We start from the raw sequence: 3,995 nt of genomic DNA on the forward strand, positions 1-3,995 counted from the left end.
GGGGAGCGGGGTGGGACGCGAGGTGCTGGAGCAGCCGCAGGCTGGCCTCGTCGGCCCACTGGAGGTCGTCGAGGAAGAGCGTCACCGGGTACTCCTCGGTGAGTGCTTCCAGCAGCTGTCGGAACACCTGGAGGAAGCGGCCCTGGGCCTCGGCGGGAGCCAGCGGCGCGACCTCCGGAAGCCGCCCGGTCACCTGGAGCAATTCGGGGATGAGGTCGGCGATCAGCTGCCCGCTCGCACCGAGCGCCTCATCCAGCCGCTCCCGCCACCGGGCCTTCTGGGGTGCGTCCTCCGCGGCGAGCTGCCGGAAGAGGGGCTGGAACGCGCGGACGAACGCGGCGTAGGGAGCCTCCTGCTGCTGGTCGAACTTGCCCGTCAGGAAGAGGCCGCCCTTGTCGAGGACCGTGGACCGGAGCTGGTTCACCAGGGAGGATTTTCCAACGCCCCCCTCCCCCATCACCAGGACCAGCTCCGGGAGCTTCGCGGCCACCACCCGCTCGAAGGCGGCGCGCAGTTGCTCCAGCTCGGCCTCCCGGAGCGGCAGCAGCTGCGGTGTTCGCAGTTGTCCGAGCGCGTCGCTGGCGCCGAGGGCGAACGGTTCGATCCGCTGCTGGGAGGCCCATTGCTGGCGGCAGTTCAGCAGATCGACGAGCAGCCCTTGCGCCGTCGGGTAGCGGTCCTCGGGCGTCTTCGCCAGGAGGCGCATCACCAGGTCCGACACCACGGCCGGGAGGTGGGGCTGAAGCTCCACGAGCGACCGGGGCGTGCGGGCGAGGTGGCTGTGGATCCACCCGAGCGGGTCCTCGGCATGAAAGGGCAGCTGGCCGGTGAACACCTGATACAGGACGACGCCCGCCGAGTAGAGGTCCGTGCGTGCGTCGAGGGGGCGGTCCATGCGGCCTGTCTGCTCGGGCGACAGGTAGGGCAGGCTCCCCACCAGCTGCCGGGGCATGGGGAGAAGCGATGCAGGCTCACTCCCACCGCGCGCGGCGAGGGCGAAGTCGGTCAGCTGGACATGGCCCCCGGGGTTGACGACCAGGTTCTCCGGGCAGACGTCCTTGTGGATGACACCGAGGCCGTGGAGGTCGCTGAGCGCTTCGGCGATGCCGACCGCCAGGTCGAGCGCGCGGCCAAACTCCATGGGAGCCCCAAGCAGTTCGTCGAGGAATCGGCCTCCCCCATCCTCGAACACCAGGGCGAAGTGATTGCCGGAGGCTTCCAGGGATAGGGGGCGCACCGCAGCCGGCGAGTCGAGTTCACGCCCGAAGTCGAACGCGTGGCGGAGCTCCGCGAGCTCTCTGGGAGAGGGCTGCTGGGAGCGCAGCAGCTTGACGATCACCCGGCGGCCGTCGGCGGACACGCCCCGGTAGACGACGGCGCGCTCCCCCTGCCGCACGATCGCGTCCAGGGTGTACCCGGGCAGCACGTCCATCTTCTCGTCCATCCTCACCTTGGCAGTATCGCGGTGTTGAAGGAGGGCTGCAGTGATGAAGCCCTAGCACCTGCGGGTGCGCGACACTTCAGTGGAATGGGGAGGGGGCGGCGTTCGGGATGCAGGGCATATCGGTGGGCTTGCCCCCTCCAGCCCGCTTGCTCAGCGCTGGGGCGACGTCCCGGAAGCGGCGCCCGAGCTTCAGGGCGCCGCGCGAAGGGCATGTTGCGAGTCGGGTGGGCTCAGTTGCCGGCGTAGGCGGACATGTTGCTGCCCGGGTAGCCACCGGTGCCGGACCAGGTGGCGGGCAGCGTCGTCAGGCCCGGCTGCACCTTGTACGAGCCGGTGCCGCTGGTGTGGCGCCAGTAGATGTCGCCGGTGGGAGCTAGGACCGCCAGCCAGTACGTCGTACCCGACGTCACCGCCTGGGACGTGATGGTGCAGACGTTCCACGCGCCGGGCGTGACGGACGTGACGGTGCAGGTGCGCAGCTGCGCGCCGGGCATCCCGCTCCCATTCGCATACAGGCCAAGCTGGAGCGTGGTGGCCGTCGTCTGCGCATCCACGTAGAGGCTCAGCCGCGTGACGCTGCCGGTGGCGCTCGCCGCGTAGCTGAACGCCGCCGCGACGCCGGCGTTCTCGAAGTCGGACGTCGTCAGCACGGTGCTGTTGCCGACGAGCGCGGTGGGCGCGGCGGGGGTCGTCGCGCTGGCGTTGGCCGTGTAGGCCGAGCTTCCCGCGGTGTTGGTCGCGCGGACCCGGTACCAGTAGCGGGTGCTCGCGGCCCGGCCCGTGTCACTGAACGTCGTCACGTTGGCGCCCGGCGTCCCGACCTGGGCGAAGGCGCCCGGGGCTCCGGAGACATCCGGCGCCCGCTCCACCAGGAAACCGCTCTCGTTGGTGGAGGCATCGGTCCACGCCAGGTTGATCTGCCCCGAGGACACCGCCGTCGCCGTCAGGCCCGTGGGCGCCGCGGGCGCGGTGGTGGCGCTGCTCACGGTGATGGAGACCGTGGCGGAGCTGGTGCTGGCCGCGGGGTTGGCGTTGTCCACGGCCACGGCGCGCACCGTGTGGCTTCCCTGGGAGGGATTGCTCCAGGTGCAGCCGTAGGGGCTGGTGGTGCTGGAGCAGATGAGCGACGTGCCGTCCGCGTAGAAGTCCACCCGCGCGAGGCTCCGGCTGAAGCCCGCGCTGGCGGTCGCGGCAAGCGGCACGGAGGCCGGCGCGGTGTACGTGGCATTGGCGGCGGGGGACGTGAGGCTCACCGTGGGCGGGTTGGACAGCGTGAGGGGCACCGCGGCGGAGGTGGTGGCCTGGAGCGTGTCGTCGGTGGCCTTCGCCGTCACGCTGTGCGCGCCGTCCTGGAGCGAGCTGACGCCGCAGCTCACGGATGTCGTGGTGGGCGCGTTCACCGTGCAGAGCAGCGTGGTGCCGTTGTCGAAGAACTCCACCTTCGTGAGCGTGTGGCCCGGGCCCGCCGTGGCGGTGGCCTGGAGGTTCAGGTTGGCGGGCGCGGTGAAGTTGGCGTTGGCGGCCGGCTGGGTGATGGACACCGTCGGCGCGGTGGAGCTGCCCGCGGAGAGGCCATACATCGAAGCGCTGGACGCGCCCGAGTACACGGTGGAGCTGCCGAACGTGGGGCCCGGCAGCGCGGAGAGGCCCGTCGGAGAGTAGCGCATGGAGCCGGTGGGCAGGTCCATGTAGCGGAAAACGCCGCCCCCGTTCGCGCCCAGCAGCGCCAGCCAGTAGACGGTGCCCGACGTGAGCGTCACCTGCGGCGCGGTGGTGCAGCCGTACCACTGCCCCGTCACCAGCGGCAGCGGATCCACCACCTGCGTGGTGCAGGAGGAGAGCAGCGTGCCCGGAGCGCCCGAGGCATCGCTGTAGACGCCAATGGACAGCGACGCATTGGCATTGCCCGGCGCCGCGAAGACCTTGAGCGTCCCCAGCGTCCCTGTCGCGACGGCGGTGTACTGGAAGGCGTTCACCGAGCCGCCGTTGTCGAAGTCGTTCTGCGTCCCCACGGTGTCGACGCCCACGAGCCGCACGCCGCCCGCGGAGGCGCTCACCGTGAAGCTCACCGGCGCGGAGTTGGTGACGAGCGCCGGGCTGGCGTTGTCCGTCGCGCGGGCAAAGACATTGGAGTACGTGCCGGCCGTCGCGTTCCACGTGCAACCCGTCCCGGTCGTCGTGAAGCAGAGCGACGTGGTGCCCTGGAAGAACTCCACGCGCGTGAGGGTCCGCCCCGCGCCCGCGCTGGCCGAGGCGCTGAGGGTCGTGCTCCCCGTGGGCAGCGTGGCGCCGGAGACGGGGCTCAGGATGCTGACCGTGGGCGGGCCGGCGACCGTGATGGCCACCGACGCGGAGCCGCTCTCGCCCAGGCTGTCCACCGCCTCCGCGCTCACGGTGTGGCTGCCATTGCCCAGACTGCTCGTGGCCGTGCAGGTGACGGGGTTGGAGACGGGGGCGTTCACGGTGCAGAGCACGGTGGCGCCCGCGCGGAACGTGACGCTGGCGAGCGTGCGGCCCGAGGTGGGCGTGGCCGTGGCGGACAGGCTGAGCG

The 3,995-nt window shown here is 71.3% G+C and carries 2 protein-coding genes; both read right to left on the minus strand.

What is annotated here, in order from left to right; translation table 11 throughout:
• A partial coding sequence (locus tag D7W79_RS45965; protein WP_147442295.1) for a serine/threonine protein kinase occupies window positions 1–1,444 on the minus strand: 1,444 nt, incomplete at its 3' end.
• A 230-nt stretch (window positions 1,445–1,674) separates the two neighbouring features.
• On the minus strand, window positions 1,675–3,995 hold a 2,321-nt coding region (locus D7W79_RS44090; RefSeq protein ID WP_244222236.1), incomplete at its 5' end, for an Ig-like domain-containing protein.

The sequence above is a fragment of the Corallococcus exercitus genome (assembly GCF_003611585.1).
Taxonomy (GTDB): domain Bacteria; phylum Myxococcota; class Myxococcia; order Myxococcales; family Myxococcaceae; genus Corallococcus; species Corallococcus exercitus.